Below are 21,036 nucleotides of genomic sequence, written 5' to 3' on the forward strand. Positions count from 1 at the left end.
GGCCGAAATGGAAAAAGAACTTCTGCTCGAGCGGGAGGCAGACCTCGCCGTCGTCACGCTGAACCGCCCGCAGCGCATGAATGCCATCAACGCCAGCCTGCGACAACAGTTCGTTGAGTGCATGCGTGGCCTGAACGCGGACGAGACAGTCCGCGCCATCATCCTCAAGGGAGCGACGCCAAGGGCGTTTACGTCAGGTATGGACCTGGATGACGCCTACGAAGTCACCTGGGACAGGATGATTCCGCGGATGAACGACCAGCGTGAAGTCCTGGAAGTGGTGCGCGATATGGACAAGCCGGTGGTCAGCGCCATCGACGGAATTTGCCTGGGCGCTGGATTCCACATCGCGCTCTTGTCGGATTGGCGTGTCGCCACGCCCTCAAGCCTGTGGGGCCAACCCGAGGTCAGAGTGGGCATTGCGAGCATCGCCGGCCCATTTTTGATGAGTCTCTACGTTGGTCAAGGGCACAACATGGAACTGGCGCTCTCGGGGGAGCCTGTCACCGGGCAGCGCGCGTATGAAATGGGATTCGTCAGCACTTTGTGCGAGTCCCATGAGGTCTTCCACATCGCCAAAGAGCGGGCCAAGCAGTTGGCATCCATGCCGCGGCTGGCCGTTCGGCTTACCAAGAAGCGGATGCGGGACCTGACAAGCCCGGCTTTCAATGACTCGTTCATCGCTGCTACGCTCGCCCAAATTGAGTGTCTGGGCGATGGCGAGCGTCAATCCATGATTCAAGCTTTTCTTAAAAAGCGCGAGGAAAAGCTCGCAGAGCAGGCCAAGCAATGACCGAGAACATCGATGCGTTTACCAATCCCGCAAGTGTTGCGGTGATTGGTGCCTCGGACAACCCGAACAAGGTTGGCGGCCGACCACTTCACTACATGAAGAAGTTCGGATTTCGCGGCAATATCTTCCCCATCAATCCGACTCGTGCCGAAGTGCAGGGCCTCAAGGCATACCCGAACGTCGCGGCAATCAGGGTGGTCCCTGATGCTGTTGTGATTGCAGTCGGTGGCGAGCAAACCCTGGCGCACGTTCGCGAGTGTGCAGCGCTCGGCGTCAAAGCTGGAGTCATCATGTCGTCTGGCTTCGGCGAGCTGGGCGATGAGGGGCGCCTGCGCGAGCGCGAGCTAGTCGAGGTCGCGCGCGCAGGAGGCATGCGGCTGATGGGACCAAACTGCCAAGGGCCGGCGAACTTTGCCAACGGCGCTGTTCTGAACTTCAGCACGATGTTCGTGGAGACGCAGGCCCTGGATGGTCCCATCGCCATCGTCAGTCAAAGCGGAATTGCGAGCGTGATTCCATACCACCTGCTGCGCCGCGAGGGATTCGGAGTGCGGTACGTGGTTGCGACCGGCAACGACGCCGACGTCGGGGCGTGTGCCATGACGCTTTCGGTCGCGCGGGACCCCGCGATTAAGCTGATTCTTGTCTACCTCGAATCCCTGTCTGACCCGGACAGCTTGGCCAAGGCCGCCGCTCTGGCCCGTGCACGTGGCGCGTACATGGTTGTGCTCAAGAGCGGGGAAAGCGCCAAAGGCGCAGCCGCTGCGTCATCGCACACTGGCGCGCTTGTCGGAAATGATGCAGCAATTGATGGCTTCTTGGCACGCCATGGCATCTGGCGCGCGCGTGACATGAATGAGTTGATTCGTGCCACAGCGCTGTACTTGGGAGACCGCCCTGTGGGAGGAGGTCGGCTTGTGGCCATGAGTCCCAGCGGCGCTGTCGCGGTGATGACTGCCGACTTGGCCGAACGCGAAGGCTTGGAACTGGCCAGCCTGGCGCCGGCCACCAAATCCGAGCTGTCGAAAATCCTGCCTGAGTTTGGCACTCCCAACAATCCGCTTGACACGACTGCGGCTATTCTGAGCGACGGCTCGATGTGGGCCCGCGCGATGCATGCCTTGGCTAGTGACCCTCAAGCCGACAGCCTGATGGTGAGCATGTCGGTGGCCGGTCCGGGCTACGACGTGCATAGCGTGGCCAAAGAGGCCGCCGCTCTGGCAAACAGCTCCGACAAGCCTGTCTTGCTCAGCGCCCCACAAGAGCGCGTTCGAGATGTGTTCTCTGCGCACGGTATCCCGGCGTTCGTTACCGAAGCGGATGCTGTGTCGGCATTAGCCCAATACACAGCGCACCAGAGCATGCGCGATGTTTCGCCTGCAACAGGCAAGCGTCAGCGGCTCTCGTATCCTGGCGCTGGGCTGCTGGACGAGCATGAAAGCTTGGCGCTGCTTTCAAACGCGGGGGTGCCAGTTGTTCGACAGCGAATCTGCACCACACCTGAAGAGGCCCAGGCAGCTTTCAACGAACTGAACGTCCAAAGAGTTGTGGTTAAGGGGTGCGCGGCGAGCGTTCCGCATAAGAGCGAGCATGGGCTGGTTCGCCTCGGTCTTACGTCATCCGCCGAAGTCGCCACAGCTGCCGCTCAGTGCATCGACAAGCTCGTGTCACTTGGGGTGGTCAACCCTCAGGTCATCGTCGCCGAGATGGTGCGAGGCGTACACGAACTGGCCCTAGGCGTCACTGTGGACCCGCGGGTTGGGGCGGTCGTTATGGTTGGTGATGGCGGAACGCTGATTGAGCTGCGCAAGGACGCTGTCTCGCTGTTGGCTCCCTTCACCGTGGAGCAAGCTAAGCAAGCTTGTGCAAAGCTGCGCATCGCGCCGTTGTTTTATGGCTATCGAGATTCGCCGGCGCTTGACCTGGACGCGTTCGCCGAGGCAGCTGTTGCCCTTGGCAACTTCGCGGCGAATGCCGTCAACTTGCGTTCCGTCGATGTCAATCCAGTGATTGCCATGCCAAAAGGGCAGGGCGTCTTCGCCGTCGACGCAGTTGTCGAGCTGCAAGAGGTGACGGAGTAGGGAAGGCTTGGAGCAATAATCCCTCGCCACAGAACCAGTTGCCACGACGTGTCGCGCGCTCCCTTGATGAAGAGCTGGACTTTGTTCGCGGTATGCGGGAGCAGGCTGGCGCGTTGCATCACCGCTCCTGGAGGCAGGGCGCTGAGGTAAGCGTCAACGTTTATCGGGCGACGAGCAGCAAATGCCGACAAGCTGATTCGGCAAGCCCATGGGTACCGTCATCTCTGCGGCGCTGATGACGGCGATTAACTCCGACCTGCCCGGGCAAGTGATCGCCACAGTGTCGGAGTCGGTCTACGACACTGCCACAGGCCGGTACTTGCTGATCCCGCAGGGCTCACGCCTGATCGGCCGCTACGACGGCCAGGTCGCCTTCGGCCAGCGGCGCGTGCTGCTGGTGTGGACACGACTGATTCTGCCGGACACGTCGTCCATTGCACTCGACCGTCTGCCCGGTATCGATCCCGCCGGCTACGCCGGGCTGGAGGATGGCGTCGATTGGCATTGGGATCGCATTCTTGCCGGTGCCGCACTGTCCACGCTGCTAGGCATTGGGGCCGAACTGGCGGCGCCGGAGAGCCGCACGGAGGGCAGCCGCGTTGTCACCGCTGGACGGGAAAGCGCACAGGACACTGTGAACCAGGTAGGCCAAGAGATCACCAAGCGCAACGTGAGCATTCAGCCAACGCTGACGATTCGGCCGGGCTTCCCGATGCGGGTGATGGTCAGCAAGGATTTGGTGCTGCGGCCTTATCAGCCACTATTCTTCCTGAGAGGATCCTCGCAATGAGCCTGTCTAGGAAAAAGCTCGGGCTCGGTCCATTGCCCCGAACCGACGTGGTGAAGCTCACGATCACATTGTCGGTTGAGGCGAAATCCAGGCTCGATCGCTATGCCACTCTTCACAGTCAAGTCCACGGTGAGGCGGTGGATGCGGTGGTGTTGATCCCGCATATGCTCGATGCCTTCATGAAGCGGGATCGTGGCTTCAAGGCACTGGGTTCGAAACATTCCGTCGACTGACCTAGCTAGCGATCGCCTCGGTCAAAACTTACGTAAGGAGGCTGCTGTGTCCACAGCGCGTTGGGCGACATCGTCCGCTGTCGCGCGCAAAACTTCGACTGAGTAAGGGCGCGACTCCGTACCTGCCGTGGGAACCGATCTAATGAGAACTCTTGAAGAAGTTCTAGACAAGATATCAGCGGAACTTCGCACTGCATTCAACGCAGATTTGCTCGCACTTCAGAACTCGATCTTCTTTACCTACATAGTCGTCGCGGAAATCTCTAAGGTGGGCATCAGTGCTACGGTGGGTTGGCATTTCCTTAAGATATTCCGCTCGGTCAGCCCCAGCAAGTGGAGTGCAACCAGAAATGATGTGCGTGTTCAATACGCGGCACTCATGCTGGCGTTTACGATGCGCTTCTATGAACTAGATCAGCCCTTTGAGACCAAGCTAGGATTTAGCCATGGCGTCCTAGCGGAGCTGCGGGCGGTCTTTCAGGATGCTGGAAACGCCGAACTCGAGGCCACGTCTACACCTTCTCAGTGGGTTTTTCGATGGTTAGTGGACAAGCTGGATGCCGAGGTGTTCAGCTCGATCCGTGGTGCTGATATTTCCGGCTTGGCGGCATTGAGTCCCGTTGAACAATGCCTGGCGGTAGAACTCTATCCGCGCATCAGCCAGCGAGAGGTGCCGCCGGGATTATCGTCCAGGAGTCAGTGGAAGCGTACGGTGTCTGCAAAGAGCGCATCGACGCAGTGGAGACAGCTCTGAAGGCGGCTCTGGACGGGGCCGGCGTGGGCGCCTCCACCGCCGCCGCTGCGCAACCCGCAATGGAGCGTGCTCCTGCCAGAGCTGCCGGACAGCCTTCCAAGCCGGCGGCGCCGACATCTTTCGAGGATCTGGAAGACGACATACCCTTCTGACAGAGGGCTTCTTGTGGCCGGATCACATTGAGATGAACGTCAGCGCCACGGGGCTCAACCTCGGATCAAGGGGCGAATGGGGATACATGGGAAGCCTATGAACTACAACAATCTCGTCGTATCGAATGACCGTATCGATCGCCTTCACGGCCAGCCCGCCCTTGCTGGGTACAGGCTCCGAATCGGCATCGAGTTCAGCGCTACCAAACGGATCGCCACAGCACGTGGGAGTCGAAATTGTGAACCTAAGGGCCCTGAACGTCGACGCTTGCGTCGCCAAGTACACCGCGGCACATCGCAAGCAAGTCGGTGAAGAGGCGCTGATTCGCGCGGACCAGATCGAGGAGTGGGCAACATGGTGCAGGCAAGGCAAGCAGCCATCGTGAGTTTGCGCCGGGCAGCCGGCGGCACAAGCCAAGTGCCTCAAACCGTCGAGGACGAAGACCAAGCCATCATGCGTGCCATCCTCATCCTGCGCGGAAGGTTCAAGGAGCGCGACGTGTTCAGCAGGCCGGACGCGGTCAAGGACTTCCTACGACTGCACGCTCAAGGGCTGACGCATGAGGTGTTCGCGGTGATCTACCTCGATTCGCAGAACCGGCTGATCGAGTACGAACGGGTGTTCCGGGGAACCCTGACTCAGACATCGGTTTATCCGAGAGAGATCGTGAAACTGGCCCTGGTGAAGAATGCCGCGTCCGTGGTCCTTCGTCACAACCATCCGAGTGGCATGTGCCTGCCGAGTCGGGCGGACGAAGCACTCACTCAGAGCCTCAAGGCAGCATTGGCTCTCGTTGACGTAAGGGTGCTCGACCACGTCATCACGAGTGACGATGGGGCGTTGTCGATGGCAGAGAAGGGGCTGCTATAGAGCGAGGGTGGAGGGCCAATGCCCTCCACCGGTCGTCATTCTTTTTTTTTGTTCCGGTGGAATGGCGCCTTTTGACCTGCGCCAGTCGTGGCCTTTACGCGCGCTTGCTGTCGGCAAAACTTGAAGACGAGTTCCACTGCTCATGCACTAACTCAGCGTCGTCATCCCGCACATCGAACTCGCCCCCGGTACTCGGAATCCGTGGCGGGGCGGACAGGCCGAGCCTAGTGCGACGCCAATCTGCGGATTACCGCCGGTTTGCCGCCATGCCGCAACTTGCAAATCCAATGGGCCAACGCCGAGTCCAAATGCATTGCATGCCCAGGGAACCAATCAAGCAACGCGAGGGCCAACTCTCGCGCTTTCAAAGATCCAAACTGGGGGTCATTCTGCAGAATCTGTTGCACATCGACCACCGATTTCAGGACCGCCGCATGCTCGTCTATGTGGCATTGACGAGGGGGAAACGATGTCTCAGTCATCCAGCCATCTTCGAGCGCGAAGTGCATCCCAAGGTGATCCGCCATCTTCCCAAGTGCGGATGCGATCAAGGAATCGGGGCCAGCAGCAGTTCGTCCACAACCTGGACGAACTCTCCGTGGATTTCATCCATAGGGTCGAAACCCAGCAGGAACTCACTACTAATTTTCATTTGGACCGCGCCCCATTCGAGTGATCGTGCTTGCAGCTATGAGTGAACACAGCTGCGAGTGACCTTCATTTTTTGCTGCCCACTGAGCCGCACATCGCGGACACGAGTTGAGGCTGAACATGGATTTTCGATCAAAAAGCGCGGCTGAACGATCAGCCGCGGCATGAATAACGTGCATGCGACTGATGAACCTGGGACTATATGCAAGAGATCCCCAAGGGAATATCGTTGCCAGCGCTGTCCGTCGCGCTCCATTCAGGCCCCTTGAGTGTCGAAGCAAGCGAACGTCGGGCGACAAACCCTGATTGCCACCATAGGAGATACCATGACCACTAAGCCAGTACCCCACCAAAACCCGTACGGCGAGCGTATTTCGCTCGAACTTGCCAAAGAGATGGCGATCGCCGGGGAGGCATACGCTACCAAGCAAGGGTGGAACGCCACAATTGCAATTTGTGACGATGGTGGACACCTCGTGCTCCTCCATCGAATGAGCAACGGCCAGTTCGGCAGCGTTGAGCTCACCATCGCCAAAGCCTACGGCGCCACGGCGTTTCGCCGTTCAACGGGGATTTTCCATGATGACCTTGGTGCCGGCAAATTCAACACGTTTTGGCATCTGCGCCAAGAAGCCGCGATTCCGCTCGAGGGCGGCTATCCCATCATCGTCGGTGGACGTGTGATTGGCGGAATTGGCGTTTCGGGCGTGGGCGCTGCAGGTTTGGCCGATGGTGACAGCCAGGTCGCTCTCGCCGCCTTGGAAGTGGTCAAGGGCAAGTAACACCCGGAGCCGCGTCCGCGAACCCATCGGTGCGGACGCGACAAAACTTCCTACAAGATTGACTTCCATGCTGACACAGAACTTGGTTGATTGGTTCATTGTGGTGCTTCGATGGGCCCACATCGTTGCCATCTTGGGGTGGGTCGGTGCATCGCTGTACTTCATGTGGCTCGATAGCAAGCTGCGCAAGCCGGCCAACGCTCCCGGCGTCTTGGGCGAAGCCTGGATGGGCCACGGTGGTGGCTTCTACATCGTGCAAAAGCGGCAGATTTCCCCTGGGGAAGTGCCTTCGCCCGTCTATTGGTTTCGGAATGAGGCTGCCATCACCTGGGTGACTGGTTTCCTATTGCTGGTCTTCGTGTACTACTGGGGCGGAGGGGTCGACCTGATAGATTCCGACAATGCGCTGGTTAGCCCAGGCATGGCTATCGCGATTGCCATTGGGCTGCTGGCCGTCAGCTGGGTTGTTTACGATACTCTGTGGGCATCGAAATTCGCGGCTGAAAAGCCAGCGGTGGCGACGATAGTCAGTGCAATCTTGCTCCTGGTTGTCGTATACGCCATGTGCAGGTTGTTCTCGGGGCGTGCCGCATATATCCACATCGGCGCGGTTATGGGAACCAACATGGTCGGCAATGTGTGGCGACGCATCATTCCCGCGCAGGAGCAAGCTGTCGCAGCCACTTCGGCAGGGCGTGAACGCGACATGGCGATGGCGCTCCGGGCGCGTCGCCGTGCCCAGCACAACACGTATCTAACGCTCCCGGTGATTTTCACGATGATCGCCGCGCACGCGCCCAGCACCTATAGCCACGGGTACAACTGGGTCGTCATGGCGTTGCTGATCGTCGCGGGAATTGCGGCGCGCCACGTGATGATCCTGTTCGACCGCCGCTTGCCGGTCGGTTCCGCCTGGCTTCCAGCAGCGGCGCCTCTCGTAATGGCGGTCATTGCGCTCTCCGTGCTCACGACTCCGCAGCTCAGCACAGGACCCAATGCGGCAACAGGCTCTGAACGTCCCGTGTCGTTCACCGTCGTTCGTGGGATCGTTGCACTGCGCTGCGTGAACTGCCACGCCCAGCGGCCCGTAGAACCTGGCATCGCTGCGGCGCCCGGCGGAGTGCGCCTTGATTCACCAGGCGAGATCGTGCGACACGCAGCCAAGATAAACGCGACCACAATTGCCACCCGAGCCATGCCTCCCGGCAACTTCACGAAGATGACCGACGAGGAGCGGGCCCTCATCGGCCGCTGGGTCGCCACCGGCGCACACGCTGACTGAGCTAGCAGGCTGAGTGCGGTTAGAGGTGGCTGCATCCTCTCCACGCATGGAGAGGGTGACTGGTTGAGGTGAAAAGCGGTGAGGTCCATATGCAAGCGCTTCATTGAGTGAATGCGCCGCCAGCCATGTACAAACATAGGCAACAACCGGATGATGATCTCCTGCTCCGGCAGCAAGACACCCGAGCTCGTGATCGATCTCTAGGTTGCGGCCGAACTTCAAGACTTCTCATGAAACAGAACGACGTTTTACCCGTCGCGGGTGGCGACGCCCAAGCCGAGACCTTCAAGGCCGTGTGCCGGATGTGTCACGGAGGCTGTGGCACCATCGTCACTCGCTCGAACGGACGCATCACACGCGTCGTGGGCGATCCGGATCACCCAATCAACAAGGGCCTCCTGTGCGCGAAGGCGGGCCAGCCGTCCATCGACCTGCTGTATCACATAGATCGGCTCAACCACCCATTGATCCGCACAGGTGAACGCGGCTCCGGGCAGTGGCGGCAGGCCAGCTGGGACGAAGCGATGGATTACGTCGCGCGCAAGCTCCTCGACATCAAGGCCCAGCATGGTGCGGAAGCAGTCAGCTTTTTCCGCGGCATGGGGATGAACAATTCGAACATCATCAGTCGCCTCGCCAATCTGTTCGGCACTCCCAACGTCGCAGCCATCAGCTATTTCTGCTATGCCGTCCGCGTATCGGCATGCCAGATCACGGCCACCGGCAAATGGAGCGGGACCAAGTGGGACGGTGCGGTCGTGCCCGATTTGTATTCGCCGACGGAATGCATCGTTGAGTGGGGCTCGCAGAAGCGCACGAGCAACGATCATGGCCTGATTGGACATGTGCCCCTAACTGATGCCCTAAAACGCAAGCCCGTCCACATCATCGTTGACCCGCGCTGGCCGGCTTCTGCAGGACGAGCGGACATCTGGCTACCCATTCGCCCGGGGACCGACGCGGCGATGGCTCTCGGTTGGATCAACCTGATCATCGAAGAAGGCCTGTACGACCGGGAGTTCGTCGAAAAGCATTGCCACGGTTTCGAGGAATTGCGCGCCCGGGCGGCGGAGTATCCGCTGCAGCGTGTGGCCGACATTACCTGGTGTGATCCCGAGGCGATTGCAAAGGCCGCACGCTTGTATGCCAAGGCCAAGCCCGCCCAGATGGTTCTCGGCAATGGCACCGACCACGCCGGCCTCAACACGTACCAGTCCGTGCGTGCACTCTTCATCCTCATGGGGCTGACCGGCAACATCGATGTGCCAGGGGGCAACATCTTTTACCCCGCGCCAGCGCTCGCGTATCCCGACCTGAAGGAAGCGTTGGCCCCTGAGCAGGCAGCAAAGCGCATCGGCGGCAGCCGCTTCAAAGCGCTGGATCGCCACGGCTTTGCGCACCCGCCGCTCACGCTGAATGCCATGCTGACCGACGATCCTTACCCCGTGAGAGCGCTTGTGGCTGTAGGTTCGAACATCGCCACTACGTATCCGAACACACCCAAGGTCATCGACGCGCTCAAGAGCCTGGACCTGCTCGTCGTCCATGACGTTTTCATGACGCCGACGGCCGAACTGGCCGACGTGGTCCTCCCCGCGGCAGGCAATCTCGAGCGGGACGAGCCGCGCCTGCATCTGCATATCAAGGGTCCGCACGCGGCATTCATGGACACCGTGTCGAGCAAGCTGGCGACGGTCGGTGAGCGCAAGTCGGATTGGGAGTTCGTAATCGCGCTAGGTCAGAAGCTCGGCTTCGGCGCGCACTTCCCATCGCTCGAGAAGATTTGCGACGACGCGCTCGCACCGATGAACATCACCTGGAAGGAACTGAAGGAGCGCGGTTACATCGAGCTTCCGGTAACGTACCGCAAGTACCAGAAGGACGGTTTCGGCACGCCGACCGGTAAGTTCGAGTTCTATTCCACGATCATGCGCGATTGGGGATACGACCCGTTGCCGAGCCATGTCGAGCCCCCGGAGAGTCCCTATCGCACGCCAGAGCGCTACGCGGACTACCCGCTGATCCTGATCACGGGTGCGAAGCAGGCCGTGTATATGCATTCGCAAAACCGGCAGGTTGAGTCCATCCGCCGACTCGCAGAGCAACCATTGCTGGAGATGCACCAGAAGACGGCGGAGGACTTGGGCATCGCCGAGGGCGACATGGTCTGGGTGGAGACTTCACGTGGCCGACTGCGCATGCGCGCCCACCTGCACACACGCCTTCTTGAGAAGGTGGTGGCGATTCCACACGGATGGTGGTTTCCGGAGCAGCCGGGACCATTCCACGGCCTGCAGGAGGGATGCGCCAACATGCTGACGGATGATGACGTCGAACACTGCGACCCGACTTTCGGCTCGAGCCCGCTGAAGGGCCTGCTATGCCGGGTGCGAAAGGATGTTCCAGCTTGATAAGCGAACCCTGTCCTTAGGGCGTGACGCGCGCGGCCTCGCGGAAGTCCGCCGCGGCCTCGCGCACGCATTCAGGGCAGTGGGATCGACCCCGTATCCACCGGGACCGAATAGCCCCTGGCCGTCGCCGGCCTGGCCGCAATGGCGAGATACCAGCGTAGGACATTAGGGAATTGGTTCAAGTCCACCGAGTGCCATTCGAACCTCGACACCCATGGCCACGCGGCGACATCGGCAATCGAGTAGTCATCGGCCAAGTACTCGTGATCCGCCAGGCGACTGTCGAACACCTTGTAGAGCCGCATGGCTTCTTTCATGAGTCGCTCTTCCGCGAAAGGGGCTTTGCCTTTGTTGAACTTGCAGTAGGCATGGACCTGTCCGAGCGTCGGTCCTGGCCCGCCGATCTGCCACATCAGCCACTCCAAAGTGCGATAGCGCTTCTCGCCAGAAGCGGGCAGGAGCCGGCCCGTCTTGTCGGCCAAGTACGTGAGAATTGCGCCCGACTCCATCAAGCTCAATCCGTTGTCGCGATCCACGATCGCTGGAATCTTGTTGTTGGGGCTGACCTTCAGGAAGTCCGGCGCGAACTGCTGGTCCTTCGTGATGTCGATGGCATGGACGGTATAGGGCAGGCCAAGCTCCTCCAGTGCAATTGAGACCTTGCGGCCATTCGGCGTGGACCAAGTGTAGAGGTCGATCATGGTATCTCCTCCCGCGAGGATATCAGCGTCGCTCATGCATGGTGATCATGGCGTGTATGCACTGGGCCACCTAGCCCGCTTTGCACATCGAACAACAAGCGGAGGAAAACAGATGATGAAGGAACGAATTTCAGAGATCTTTGCTCTGATCGCCAAAGCCCATCCCTCGTTGAGCAGCTTGTCGGTTTCAAACGGTACGGGTTACTGCTCGGCTGAAGCGCTACCGCAAAGCTTCCAATGACTTTTGGTCTTAAGGTTGTCAGAGATCCTGCGAAGGGGAGTTGCGAATCCGACTGGCGGCGTACAGATCGATGAAGACGTTCCGCAGCCAGCGATTCTTCGGGTCTCGATGAAACCTCTCATGCCAAAACATCGTAACGCCATAAGAGGGTATTGCGATCGGAAGGGGCATAACCAATAGCGGCAGCAGAGTGGCATAGAAATCCGCTAAGGTCTCGGGCATAACAGCTATTAGATCGGTATTCGCGACAACTTCCGGAACCGAATGGAAGGTCGGGACATTGACTTTTGCGCTGCGCGCGAGCCCCTGGTGTTTAAGAATGGGACCAAGCTGCTCGTGCACGTAGCCAGTGGGGTCAACAATCACATGAGAGGATTCACTGAATGCCTTGGGAGTCATGCCCTCGGCGAAAATGGGGTGCCCCGCGCGGGCGATGCAAGCGTACTGTTCACGATAGACGCGTTTTTGCCGGCAGCCGGCGATAAATTGCGTAAACGTTCCTACTGCCAAATCCACTTCCCCGGACTCCAGTTCCAAATGCGGCGCCTTTTGGGGTACCGGCGCGATGCGTACCGACGTACCAGGCGCCTCTTTTGCAAGCCTCGTTAGAAGCTTGGATAGGTACAGCGTCTGGCTTACCTCGCTCATGATGACCGTAAAAGTGTGAGTGGAGGATTCCGGCACGAAATTCGGCTGTTGCTCAAGCCCGCTACGCAGCAGTGCAAGAGCTTCTTTCACCGATCCCGCAAGTCGGGCGCCATAGGGCGTCGGCTGCATGCCATTCGCAGTGCGGATGAAAAGCGGATCATTCAACTCGGTACGCAGCCTCGCAAGTGCGTGGCTCGCGGCTGACTGGCTCATGCCAATCTTCTCGGCAGCCTCACTAATGCTTGCGTGGGCCAGCAAAGCATCGACGAGAAGAAGCTGGTTCAATTGGATTTCGGTCAGTTCCATAGCGTTCCGGTAAGCAATACTGATAGGCGCCTAGTTGTCATGCATGCCATGCATTATCCGGATGAATGCGGCGCCTTTGCAAGCACATTCATTGCGGATAGTGTCATGGGTACGTCCAAGATGACGAGACGGGGAATGCTCCGTAGGCAATGGGATGGACGCCCCCGACCCGGTGACATCATCGATGTGCCAGAGTGGAAGTCGACTACGTCACGATGACCTCGAGCCGTGCTTGCAAAATGAGAGAGGAAGGTAATATGCCGCGCTTTGCCTGTGTCGCCCTGGCCAAGTTTCGTGCGTACATCAATCGTCGCCGTGGCGTGAGCGCCGTACTGCACGATCCGCGGGAATGTGTAGTGCCGCCCGCATGAGCACCGTCCGCATACACTCGAGGTGGGCCACAGTGGCGCTGTGCGGCCAAAGATGACGGACTCGGCGCGACGAGGAACTGCACCGGCTAAAACCGGAATCCCTCCTGGAGAAGCTCTGCGGCCAGATTTGTCCCCGACATGCTGTCTGGATGTTGAGGACGGGCCGGCGGCTGAGCTCGAGTGGCTTCCTTACGCAGTCAGGTTCAAGCTTGACGTGTGCCGTCTGCGTTTATCACTGCAGGACTGGCGAAGCCTTTCGCGGGCTCGGCGGATCGCTCTTCTCAGCGCTCCGCTGCCTCTGGAGAACTCTGGTTTCGAAGCCCTTGCTCTCTCCAGCGGTGCACGGCGTGACATGCGGCCGGATGAATGGGCCCAGACACAGGGGACAGCGCTCCACAATGTCTGCTCGGAGCAGTGGCTAGCTCGCGCCACGCCGTTCGCGAAGTACGTTGCACTGAAGCTGACTATGCGAGGGCAGCGCCATCGCGCGGAGACGATAGAGCCGGCCAAAGCACAGGCCGACGATCGCAAAGGCTAGTTCCCAATGAGCCCAAACCACTTCTTGCGAAACACCAGTATCGCAAGTTGGTCACCGCCCGGCGCAGCGCCGCACGCGCCAGCAGCCGCGTTTGAGTCGAGCGTTGATAGAGCCGAGTGGTGACCCGGCGCGATCGGCAAATCCGTGCAGCCTGCCGTCCTTGCCACGCTGCTACCCAAGCAGCGCCAGGTGCTCTCAACTTGTCGCACCGCCTAGTTAAGCGGTACGCTGCGGGGGTACTTGCTGCCTGGCGACTTCAAGAATTTTTTGCGCGGCAAGTACTTAGGCGCCCAATACTGCTGCCTCCTACTCCGCATACCGCAAGCTCGCCAACTAGTCCGTGCGGTCGTCTACATCGGCCGTGGGCTACCCCGACTGTGTCATTTGGGGGACGACAGAAGGGATGCCGCTAGTGCAGACTCCGACATGGGATCCGTTCCTCACCGGCACGACGCCGGGTTGTGGACGTGAGCCTCTGATCGTTGCACAATAGAGCCCATGGACACAGCTGTCGCAGCCCTGGACTTCATTTTCGCCGAAGGCAAGGGGCCAGGCAATGGTGATGACGAGGCCCAAAAGCCTTCCATAGGTCCCTCAAATGTGCCTCCTCTTTCGCCAGTGAGGGAGGGAGGCGTGGGTGCCCCCGTCCTGCCACCGCCGGGTGGCACGCAAGGCGCTTGACTTCAGGCCGCCTGCTTGGAAAGCTCCAAGAAGGGAAACGTGTGTAGAGCTTGTGCCAGGATGCTCATAGGCTTGCCGGCGGATGGACGTGTCCTGGTTGGCTTGCTACCTTGGCTATGAGATCGTTTGTTTGCCGTTACTAGTCACTCCCTTCCATCGATCAGCCCGCTCCCGAGAGGGCCAGTTCGCTGTGGAATCAAGTCAGTTGCCCGGCTGGGACGGGTGCCGGTCGCTGTGGGTGTCGAGGCCGCTGCACCGATTTTGACGCGTTTCGCGGTATGAAATCGCGGAGCCGCGCGTAGTTATCCACAGGTAGATTGATCATAAGGCCCGATCTGCTTCATTACAGCACCGGACTCAATGTCCAGAATCGCCGGAATACGCAACCGCCCGGCGCAGCGCCGCACGCGCCAGCGGCCGCGTTTGAGCCGAGCGTTGATACAGCCGAGTGGTGACCCAGCGCGATCGGCAAATCCGTGCAGCCTGCCGTCCTTGCCACGCTGCTACCCAAGCAGCGCCAGGTGTGCTTGGGCATTCAAAGATACCAGGGGGCAGCCTACGTAGGCGGAATCCCGTATGACTGGAAGGCCGCCAATGTCTTGTCATAGGTGCTGCGAGCCACAGAATCCACCAATGTTGTATGAGCAAGTTCAAGCATTTCCTCGGTTTCATTTGAGAAAAGGAAACGAACCAGGCGCCCAAGGTGGGTTTTCGGTAGGCGCAAAATCGCAGCATCGTATGCCCGCGATATCTCAATTGCGGTGGCGTCGCGCCTTACCTTCAGAAGTGCATAGTAGTCAATTTCCATAAATCCCCGCGCTTTCTCCAAGGACGAACGCCCACTGACAATTCCAGAAGACGAGTCCGTCGAACGTCAAATCTGGGCGCCTTCACACGCTACGGTCGCACCGTATTCACCACACTTTCCAAAAAGGGCCTCACGCACTACGCCAGCGTCCATTGCTGCAGCCATCGAACCTTCCCAGACGACATCACCTGCCGCAAGCACGATGCATTTCTCTGCCACCGCCTCGGCGATCTCCAGGTGCTGCTCACCTACGGCGCGCCCGGAACTTTTGGCCGCTAGGCAATTTGGCCAGTGCAGACCGGGGCCGGAAGGCTACTGTCCTGTCTGGTTTCGCTTGGCGTGCGCGGATGTACGACGACTGGGCGAGCGCCGAATCGCCGCTTGCACATCCAGACGGCCAGTGCTGAATCTAGGTAATCGGCGTGGCCCGGAAACCAATTCACTAGGGCATCGACAAACCCAAAGCCAATATCGAATCGCCCCAATTGCACCTGCTCCACGACTTGGACCGCGGAAGCTAGTACCCTCGAGTGTTCGTCCATGTGGCAGCCCGCGGCAGGGAAATCCGTCTCCTGCATCCACTTGTCTTCTTGCGCGAAGTGCTCCACCAAGTGTTTATGCACTTTCCGCAGCGTGCCCAGCAGTTGGCTTTCTTCAGACTCTTTCGCCGATCGCAAGAGCTCTTCGAATTCCGCGTGGACGACGTCGATGGGAGCGTAACCGAGCAAGATGCTTTTCATATGGGGAGTGCCAAGTATTGGAATCTGACGCTTGTGGTGGATCACGAGGGCCCTACGACGAATCCCGCCATTCGTCTCGGATGCGGCTCCTGTCGACGTGGACATCGACACCGGCGCGCTCCGCCTGGAGTGACAGCGCAATTCGAGCGTCACGCGCGCCCCATCCTCGACCGATCGCCTCCTCCATGTTCGCTTTCATCAGCTCCGTGAACGGCATCTGCAGATCATTCTCCTGCGCGAGCTGGATGGCAATTCCGAGGTCCTTGTTCGCGAGATCCAGAGCGAATGCTGGGGGATCGTACGTGCCCGGTAAGAACTGTTCCGCCAGGCGATCCACGACACGCTTCGTTCCTAGGCCGCGTCGCAGCGCATTGAACAAGATCAAGGGATCCATGCCCGCCTTAACCGCCCATATAAATGCTTCAGCAATCACCGCCTGCACGGTGAAGTTTGCAGAATTGTGTGCAAGCTTCGTTAGTAGGCCGCTTCCTAGTGGGCCAACGTGCATGACCTCGTCGGACATGTCGCCAAGTACGGGCAGGCACCGAGCGTAGGCCGAGGCGCTTCCGCCAACCCAAAAGAGCAGTGCTCGCTGCTCCGCACCGGCGGGGCCTCCGCTGACCGGCGCGTCCAGGACATCGACTCCCCGTTTGACGAACTCGTGGCTCAATTCACGAATCAGGCTCGGAGTACTGGTCGTACAGTCAATCCAGACCGAGCCGGGAGCGAGCGCCTCAAGAATTCCATTTTCTCCACGAGCAACAACGTCAACCTGGGTGGGCCCGGGCAGGCATGTGATAGCGACTTCCGCTCCGACGGCGGCAGCTCCAGGAGTCTCCGCCCATCTGGCACCGCCTTCAATGAGACGGATAGATGAAGCGGCGTGCGCATCGTGTACGTGCACTTGGTGCCCCGCGGCGAGCAAGTTGCGCGCCATGGGAGCACCCATGCGCCCTAAGCCAATAAATGCAATTCGCACGTGAGAGGTCTAAGCTTTGTCAGATGTTGGGATGAATAACGTGTCAGTAAAGATATGCGACCCCTTGCTCGTTGTACATGGGACAGGTTGCATGAGTATTATGAAACGCGTGCATACGCCGGAACAGAAACCACGGGACGCAAATGCCGGATCGCAGCCGATGGCATAGAGTGCAGGAAGCAATCGCATGACTCGCACGAGGTGAATGCGACCGGCGAAGCAGCTGACTCGGGCGACGCCGCTCGAGGGCGATCGCACTCGACGCAATGCCTTCAAATGTTCGGGAGAAAGAACCGCGATTCTTTGATCTACCTACCGCGCCTGGTAGTCTGCTTGCTCAAAGCACGGCCTGAAAAAGCTAAACCGGGGCAGCGGGGTTTGATCGTCCTGATCGGCACCCCGCGCCCTGGCTTTTCAATTAATAGATAGGACCTTTAAGAGCGTCCTCGCCAAAAAGTTCAACGACTCTTTTTCGAGCGATCGGACTGTACTTATTAAAACTCCGATTGCGGGAGATTTGTTGTGTTTGCTGGAATTCCCAGTAGTCCTCTTCTTCTGGGGCGGCAAGATAAATGCAATTCGCCTGCTCAGGATCGCGGAACACATTCATGGGATCCTTGCCTTCGGCCACGAGCTCGGCCTGCTCCTTCAACAGACGGCGATAGAGAAGAATTGATCTATCAGAATCGCCGAGCATCTCCTTAGAGCGGTCAACAATAGGCCCCATACTGCCCCAGATCACGTTGTCTTGCATACCGTTCCCATCCAACACACTCCAGTCAATATTATTGTTACTGTCGAGTGCGTAAGGCACTTCAAAGTAAGGAATCTTGGTCTTGTCTTGTTTGGACTTTTCGCCAGGCGGCAACCAGTGTGCCCTGACACAAAAATACATCATATGAGTGTCGTCAATGGGGACGCGAATTTCAAGATCGTTGACCGCCCGTTCGACCGTGGGAAAGGCAACTTGCCTACCGATCCTCCAGTCGGGGTCGTCCTTGGTCTTGTTGGCCTGGGTGTAGCGAATCAAAATGCCGCGGTCATTAACTTCATAGTCGTGCTCGTTGATGCCAATCATTCGATCCTCCTCGGGATCTCCGGGACGCCACAGGCGCTTTTTCAAGTCTGGGCGCCCTAGTCGTTCGAGCACGTAATCGTGAAAATTCCCATGGAGTATGGGAAAGTGCATCGTGTCAGCGCAGTTCTCCATGCTCTGAAGCCAGTTGCAGGGAATATGGATGAAGCCGATTTCGTGGTCGGCGTTCTCCCACGTCATCAAATCCCACATCGGCAATTCAGGGACAGGCGCCGGCCCAAGATAAGCCCAGACTGCGCCACATGCCTCGCGCACCGGATAAGACGTCATTTTTACTCGGTCACCGAAAGGGCGGGGCTCGGCAGGCTGCTCCACGCATTTCCCCGTTTCATTAAAGCGCCAGCCGTGATACGGGCAACGCAACCCCTCTTCCTCGGGAATGCCAAGAACCATGTTTGCCCTGCGGTGGGGACAGTATCGATCGATCAGGCCCAACGTTCCTGAACGATCGCGATAGAGCACCAACTCCTCGCCCAACAGCTTGACGGGCATGACTGGCTTTTCGTCCAACTGACCCACTGCTGCGATAGGATGCCAGTAACGCCGTAGCAGCTCGCCAATTGGAGTACCGGGACCCACTTGGGTCAGTCGTGCATTTTCTTCCGCGCTAAGCATAGGATTCTCCGAAGTTATTGAATGTGACTGTCAGGACGACTTATCACCCACAGGTGCATCTGCCGTAACTAAGATAACCATCGCGCTTGTTTGTAGCAATGAGCGATGCGCATTGGAAATATGTGGTGAGGACATAGAGGATGCGACCTGCTGTGCAGGTTCTTGCCGATCATCCAGCCACGCCATAGGGGGCTACATGCGACTTTCCGTAGCGACGCACCCGGATGTTGGCTTGCTCCGCATGGCCCGCAAAGTTTTCAATAGCGCACAGCCGCGAACAGTACGCTCCGATCGAGGCGGAAGCCTCGTCGCTGAGGACGCGCTGATAGGTTAAGGTCTTCAGGAAGCTACCAACCCACAAGCCGCCGGTGTATCGAGCGGCGCGATTGGTGGGCAGAGTGTGGTTGGTGCCGATAACTTTGTCCCCATAAGCCACGTTGGTGCGCGGCCCTAGGAAAAGCGCGCCGTAGTTCTTCATGTTGTTAAGAAAGTATTCCGGATCGCGCGTCATCACCTGGACATGCTCGTAGGCCAGCTGGTCGGCAACTTGGAGCATCTCTTCGTCGCTTTCGCAAACGATGATTTCACCCCAATCTTCCCAAGACTGACGCGCAATCTGGGCTGTCGGTAGGATTCCGAGTTGTCGCTCGATCTCTGACATAGTGTCGCGCGCCAGACGTTCAGAGGTTGTGATAAGGACTGCTAGTGTGGTCGGCCCATGTTCCGCTTGGCCGAGAAGATCAATCGCGCATAGCTCTCCATCTACGCTATCGTCCGCGATCAACATCGTTTCAGTCGGGCCGGCAAAGAGATCGATACCCACCCTTCCATACAGTTGCCGCTTGGCTTCTGCTACAAATATGTTTCCCGGACCGACCACCATGTCCACCGGCGCGATCGACTCGGTGCCGATAGCCATCGCACCGATTGCTTGTGCGCCTCCGAGCACTAGGATTTCGTCTACGCCACCGAGATGCATGGCGGCAATGGTCGCTGGATGCGGCTTGCCTTGTGTTGGCGGCGCTGCCGCCACAACGCGCGCTACACCCGCAACCCTGGCCGTGATGGCACCCATATGGGCTGAGGCTACAAGGGGATACGCACCGCCTGGAACATAGCAACCCACCGCCTTTACTGGCACCTGCCGATGTCCCAGGACAACTCCATCTAGTGTCTCGACCTCCAGATCGGTGAGGCATTCCCTCTGCTTCTCAGCGAAGCGCCGAATCTGCGCTTGCGCAAAGCGGATGTCTTCGAGGTCGCGTTTAGGTACTAAGGAGATGGCTTTGTCGATCTCCTCGTCCGACATACGGAAACTTTCCGGCGACCATTTATCGAATCTTTCCGAATATTCGCGTACCGCAACGTCGCCACGCTTCTCAATGTCCGACAAAATCTGCTCAACCGTCGCACGCATCCGAGCGTCCGTTGCAGGACTCTCTGAGGCGTCCTTGCCCTTCTTTAAATATCTAGCCATTGATTGACCTTAACTAAATGTCGCCGATCGAAATGTGCACATCGGCTGCGTGCATAACGTGAAGATGTCCCTAGGAAGCAACGCGGCTACAAGTCCAGCACCAGGCTCTCGCTCTTTGCCCCGGAGCAGCAGATCATCATTCTCTTGTTGGAGAGGCGTTCGTTCTTTGTGAGGATGAGATCGCGGTGGTCGGGAATTCCTTCCAGCACGGCGGTGTCGCAAGTACCGCACACGCCCTGGCCGCAGGAATATGGAACATCGAGCCCGGATTCGCGAAGGGTCTCGAGAATGGATTTTCCAGGCGAAACGGTCACTTTCCTGCCGCTCTTTGCCAACACCACTGTGAAGCCACCTTCAATCGGAGGTAGCTCCTTTGCCGCGAAGTACTCGAGGTGCACTCTCTCGCTCGGCAACCCTTCGGTTGCCGACTCGAAAGCTTCAAGCACCGGCAGGGGACCGCAACAGTAAAAGTGGGCGTCGACGGGAGATTCCCTTATCAAGGCGGCAATGTCTAGTATCTTGCCGCCCGGCTCACCATCGAAATTGAACCGGACCCGAGGATCGTTTTCAAGCGATCCCCGAAACGCCGCACCTCCGCGCGTACGCGCACAATAGATAAGCTCCCAATCGCGTTTCAGAACCTTCATACGCTCTATCATGCTCATAATGGGCGTGATGCCTATGCCGGCTGCGATGAATATTGTCTTCTGTGCAGCTTCGTTCAGAGCGAAGTGATTGCGCGGGCCCTCTACCGACACCGTGTCGCCAGGTCTCAAGTTTTCATGTATCCATTGCGACCCACCTCGCGTAGCACGGTCCTTCTGGACCGCGATTACATATCGGTGGCGCTCAATCTGAGAGTTAACGAGCGAATAGCTCCGGGTGATGCCCACTGGGAGGACGAGGTCAATGTGAGCCCCAGCGGTGAACGACGGCAACTCCGTATCGTCGAGCGGAGTCAATTCGAAAGAGAGGATGTTTGGTGCCTCCCAAGTCACCGACTTAACGCGCAATACTCGTGTCACCATGGCACGG

19 protein-coding genes and 1 pseudogene are annotated in these 21,036 nt (G+C 58.7%); 12 read left to right on the forward strand and 8 right to left on the reverse strand.

Annotation, left to right across the window (positions count from 1 at the left end; all coding sequences use genetic code 11):
* Positions 1–7: 7 nt before the first annotated feature.
* The 11 genes and pseudogenes from HNE04_RS22900 (at position 8) to HNE04_RS22950 (ending at position 10,800) form a co-directional block, all read left to right on the forward strand.
* A complete protein-coding gene (locus HNE04_RS22900; RefSeq protein ID WP_172224548.1) occupies positions 8–793 on the forward strand; it encodes an enoyl-CoA hydratase/isomerase family protein in 786 nt (261 codons plus the stop codon).
* A complete protein-coding gene (locus HNE04_RS22905; RefSeq protein WP_172224551.1) occupies positions 790–2,874 on the forward strand; it encodes an acetate--CoA ligase family protein in 2,085 nt (694 codons plus the stop codon). The genes HNE04_RS22900 and HNE04_RS22905 overlap by 4 nt, the downstream gene beginning before the upstream one ends.
* A gap of 211 nt (positions 2,875–3,085) precedes the next feature.
* A pseudogene (locus HNE04_RS22910) lies at positions 3,086–3,664 on the forward strand (TrbI/VirB10 family protein); the annotation flags it as partial.
* Complete coding sequence (locus tag HNE04_RS22915; protein ID WP_172224554.1) at positions 3,661–3,897, forward strand: DUF2274 domain-containing protein; 237 nt, start codon at positions 3,661–3,663, stop codon at positions 3,895–3,897. The pseudogene HNE04_RS22910 and the gene HNE04_RS22915, both read left to right, overlap by 4 nt.
* Before the next feature lie 142 nt (positions 3,898–4,039).
* Positions 4,040–4,651 carry a hypothetical protein gene (locus HNE04_RS22920; RefSeq protein WP_172224557.1) on the forward strand — a complete coding sequence of 204 codons (612 nt, stop codon included), beginning with the start codon at positions 4,040–4,042 and terminating at the stop codon, positions 4,649–4,651.
* A complete protein-coding gene (locus HNE04_RS28595) occupies positions 4,597–4,803 on the forward strand; it encodes a hypothetical protein (protein WP_407926618.1) in 207 nt (68 codons plus the stop codon). Before HNE04_RS22920 ends, HNE04_RS28595 begins: the two co-directional genes overlap by 55 nt.
* A 125-nt stretch (positions 4,804–4,928) precedes the next feature.
* Complete coding sequence (locus tag HNE04_RS22925) at positions 4,929–5,189, forward strand: hypothetical protein (RefSeq protein WP_172224560.1); 261 nt, start codon at positions 4,929–4,931, stop codon at positions 5,187–5,189.
* Entirely contained in the window at positions 5,159–5,674 is a 516-nt protein-coding gene (gene radC / locus HNE04_RS22930; RefSeq protein ID WP_172224563.1) for a RadC family protein, read from the forward strand. The genes HNE04_RS22925 and radC overlap by 31 nt, the downstream gene beginning before the upstream one ends.
* Before the next feature lie 977 nt (positions 5,675–6,651).
* Positions 6,652–7,107 carry a GlcG/HbpS family heme-binding protein gene (locus HNE04_RS22940; RefSeq protein WP_172224566.1) on the forward strand — a complete coding sequence of 152 codons (456 nt, stop codon included), beginning with the start codon at positions 6,652–6,654 and terminating at the stop codon, positions 7,105–7,107.
* A 67-nt stretch (positions 7,108–7,174) separates the two neighbouring features.
* Entirely contained in the window at positions 7,175–8,389 is a 1,215-nt protein-coding gene (locus HNE04_RS22945) for a urate hydroxylase PuuD (protein ID WP_172224569.1), read from the forward strand.
* A 230-nt stretch (positions 8,390–8,619) separates the two neighbouring features.
* Positions 8,620–10,800, forward strand: a complete 2,181-nt coding sequence (locus HNE04_RS22950) for a molybdopterin-containing oxidoreductase family protein (protein ID WP_172224572.1) — start codon at positions 8,620–8,622, stop codon at positions 10,798–10,800.
* A gap of 71 nt (positions 10,801–10,871) precedes the next feature.
* On the opposite strand, the gene HNE04_RS22955 is transcribed toward HNE04_RS22950, so the two are convergent.
* A complete protein-coding gene (locus tag HNE04_RS22955) occupies positions 10,872–11,501 on the reverse strand; it encodes a glutathione S-transferase family protein (protein WP_172224575.1) in 630 nt (209 codons plus the stop codon).
* Positions 11,502–11,760: 259 nt separating this feature from the next.
* Entirely contained in the window at positions 11,761–12,696 is a 936-nt protein-coding gene (locus HNE04_RS22960) for a LysR family transcriptional regulator (protein WP_172224578.1), read from the reverse strand.
* A 423-nt stretch (positions 12,697–13,119) separates the two neighbouring features.
* Here HNE04_RS22960 and HNE04_RS28600 point away from each other — a divergent pair, with 423 nt between their 5' ends.
* Positions 13,120–13,605: a nitrate reductase associated protein gene (locus HNE04_RS28600; protein ID WP_407926620.1), complete on the forward strand. Its 486-nt coding sequence runs from the start codon at positions 13,120–13,122 to the stop codon at positions 13,603–13,605.
* Between the two features lie 1,237 nt (positions 13,606–14,842).
* On the opposite strand, the gene HNE04_RS22970 is transcribed toward HNE04_RS28600, so the two are convergent.
* From HNE04_RS22970 to HNE04_RS22995, 6 genes are all read right to left on the reverse strand, one after another.
* Positions 14,843–15,094, reverse strand: a complete 252-nt coding sequence (locus HNE04_RS22970; protein ID WP_172224583.1) for a hypothetical protein — start codon at positions 15,092–15,094, stop codon at positions 14,843–14,845.
* Positions 15,095–15,369: 275 nt separating this feature from the next.
* Positions 15,370–15,834 carry a bacteriohemerythrin gene (locus HNE04_RS22975; protein ID WP_207717697.1) on the reverse strand — a complete coding sequence of 155 codons (465 nt, stop codon included), beginning with the start codon at positions 15,832–15,834 and terminating at the stop codon, positions 15,370–15,372.
* Between the two features lie 52 nt (positions 15,835–15,886).
* Positions 15,887–16,813, reverse strand: coding sequence for an NAD(P)-dependent oxidoreductase (locus tag HNE04_RS28460; RefSeq protein ID WP_328700395.1), 927 nt, complete (start codon positions 16,811–16,813; stop codon positions 15,887–15,889).
* Positions 16,814–17,231: 418 nt separating this feature from the next.
* Positions 17,232–18,524, reverse strand: coding sequence for a Rieske 2Fe-2S domain-containing protein (locus HNE04_RS22985; protein ID WP_172224589.1), 1,293 nt, complete (start codon positions 18,522–18,524; stop codon positions 17,232–17,234).
* A gap of 169 nt (positions 18,525–18,693) precedes the next feature.
* On the reverse strand, positions 18,694–20,001 hold the full coding sequence (gene hisD, locus HNE04_RS22990; RefSeq protein WP_172224592.1) for a histidinol dehydrogenase: 1,308 nt from the start codon (positions 19,999–20,001) through the stop codon (positions 18,694–18,696).
* A gap of 86 nt (positions 20,002–20,087) precedes the next feature.
* Positions 20,088–21,029: a PDR/VanB family oxidoreductase gene (locus HNE04_RS22995; RefSeq protein WP_172224594.1), complete on the reverse strand. Its 942-nt coding sequence runs from the start codon at positions 21,027–21,029 to the stop codon at positions 20,088–20,090.
* Positions 21,030–21,036 lie beyond the last annotated feature (7 nt).

The sequence above is a fragment of the Caenimonas soli genome (assembly GCF_013155545.1).
Lineage (GTDB): Bacteria > Pseudomonadota > Gammaproteobacteria > Burkholderiales > Burkholderiaceae_C > Ramlibacter > Ramlibacter soli.

What these genes read in the sequence shown, in the direction of transcription:
- HNE04_RS22900 (WP_172224548.1), top strand. Translation starts at nt 8, where the DNA reads ATGGAAAAAGAACTTCTGCTCGAGCGGGAGGCAGACCTCGCCGTCGTC.
- HNE04_RS22905 (WP_172224551.1), top strand. Translation starts at nt 790, where the DNA reads ATGACCGAGAACATCGATGCGTTTACCAATCCCGCAAGTGTTGCGGTG.
- HNE04_RS22915 (WP_172224554.1), top strand. Translation starts at nt 3,661, where the DNA reads ATGAGCCTGTCTAGGAAAAAGCTCGGGCTCGGTCCATTGCCCCGAACC.
- HNE04_RS22920 (WP_172224557.1), top strand. Translation starts at nt 4,040, where the DNA reads ATGAGAACTCTTGAAGAAGTTCTAGACAAGATATCAGCGGAACTTCGC.
- HNE04_RS22925 (WP_172224560.1), top strand. Translation starts at nt 4,929, where the DNA reads ATGACCGTATCGATCGCCTTCACGGCCAGCCCGCCCTTGCTGGGTACA.
- radC (WP_172224563.1), top strand. Translation starts at nt 5,159, where the DNA reads ATGGTGCAGGCAAGGCAAGCAGCCATCGTGAGTTTGCGCCGGGCAGCC.
- HNE04_RS22940 (WP_172224566.1), top strand. Translation starts at nt 6,652, where the DNA reads ATGACCACTAAGCCAGTACCCCACCAAAACCCGTACGGCGAGCGTATT.
- HNE04_RS22945 (WP_172224569.1), top strand. Translation starts at nt 7,175, where the DNA reads ATGCTGACACAGAACTTGGTTGATTGGTTCATTGTGGTGCTTCGATGG.
- HNE04_RS22950 (WP_172224572.1), top strand. Translation starts at nt 8,620, where the DNA reads ATGAAACAGAACGACGTTTTACCCGTCGCGGGTGGCGACGCCCAAGCC.
- HNE04_RS22955 (WP_172224575.1), bottom strand. Translation starts at nt 11,501, where the DNA reads ATGATCGACCTCTACACTTGGTCCACGCCGAATGGCCGCAAGGTCTCA.
- HNE04_RS22960 (WP_172224578.1), bottom strand. Translation starts at nt 12,696, where the DNA reads ATGGAACTGACCGAAATCCAATTGAACCAGCTTCTTCTCGTCGATGCT.
- HNE04_RS28600 (WP_407926620.1), top strand. Translation starts at nt 13,120, where the DNA reads ATGACGGACTCGGCGCGACGAGGAACTGCACCGGCTAAAACCGGAATC.
- HNE04_RS22970 (WP_172224583.1), bottom strand. Translation starts at nt 15,094, where the DNA reads ATGGAAATTGACTACTATGCACTTCTGAAGGTAAGGCGCGACGCCACC.
- HNE04_RS22975 (WP_207717697.1), bottom strand. Translation starts at nt 15,834, where the DNA reads ATGAAAAGCATCTTGCTCGGTTACGCTCCCATCGACGTCGTCCACGCG.
- HNE04_RS22985 (WP_172224589.1), bottom strand. Translation starts at nt 18,524, where the DNA reads ATGCTTAGCGCGGAAGAAAATGCACGACTGACCCAAGTGGGTCCCGGT.
- hisD (WP_172224592.1), bottom strand. Translation starts at nt 20,001, where the DNA reads ATGGCTAGATATTTAAAGAAGGGCAAGGACGCCTCAGAGAGTCCTGCA.
- HNE04_RS22995 (WP_172224594.1), bottom strand. Translation starts at nt 21,029, where the DNA reads ATGGTGACACGAGTATTGCGCGTTAAGTCGGTGACTTGGGAGGCACCA.